The sequence below is a fragment of the Effusibacillus consociatus genome, from assembly GCF_042652925.1.
Classification (GTDB): Bacteria; Bacillota; Bacilli; order Tumebacillales; family Effusibacillaceae; genus Effusibacillus; species Effusibacillus consociatus.
Window position 1 is genome coordinate 1 of the sequence record NZ_JBHSHC010000076.1, and the last position, 722, is coordinate 722.

The 722-nt window shown below is 34.5% G+C and carries 1 protein-coding gene; it reads left to right on the top strand.

Annotation, left to right across the window (positions count from 1 at the left end; genetic code table 11):
- Positions 1-297: 297 nt before the first annotated feature.
- Positions 298-693 carry a hypothetical protein gene (locus tag ACFO8Q_RS09360; protein WP_380025508.1) on the top strand — a complete coding sequence of 132 codons (396 nt, stop codon included), beginning with the start codon at positions 298-300 and terminating at the stop codon, positions 691-693.
- Positions 694-722 lie beyond the last annotated feature (29 nt).

Below are 722 nucleotides of genomic sequence, written 5' to 3' on the forward strand. Positions count from 1 at the left end.
GAAACGGTTTTGGAAAATCGGCCGGTACTGTTTACGTTTGACGGGAAGAAGTCGCATCGGCGGTTTTTGTGATGAAGATCAGTATAAGATCGACTCACGATCTATGGATCGTGGGTCTTTTTGCGTAACTTATATCTTGAAAAATTTGTAATGTTATGTCAGAATTTACAGGTAGAATTCGAATCTTGAATCGTTTCGTTCGATATTATGCATATTCATAATATTATGGGTAATAATTATGGTTTTAAATTCATGTTACTTGTGTCCTATTTTATCTATTAGAAAGGGCTGGTAATTTTGTACACGATATTAACTGATTTTAGCTACATAGATGAGCTGATAGAGAATGGTGTCGAGTATGCTGTGATCGATGTAGACAATACCATAACACAGTCAAGTGCAACTGATCTAGGATTAACCATGAAAAAAGAACAAATTTCAAATAAATTTTTGTGGCTGCTTTGGGTGTGTTTATTTGCTATTCAAATCCCGTTTTTTTATTTGATTGACTTCTTTAATCGAGATTTTTTATTGAAGGTAGTTATGAAAAAATACCACAGTTTTTCGTTGAGTAAGATAGAAAAATCAGCAGAAGAACTATTTGAAAAAAAACTCAAGAAGCAGTTTATCATGTTTACCCATGATCTAATAGTGTTACTGCTTTCGCATAATGTCCAGAAGTTGACGGCATAAGTTGTCCTGCTGGTGACGGACAAGCTGAC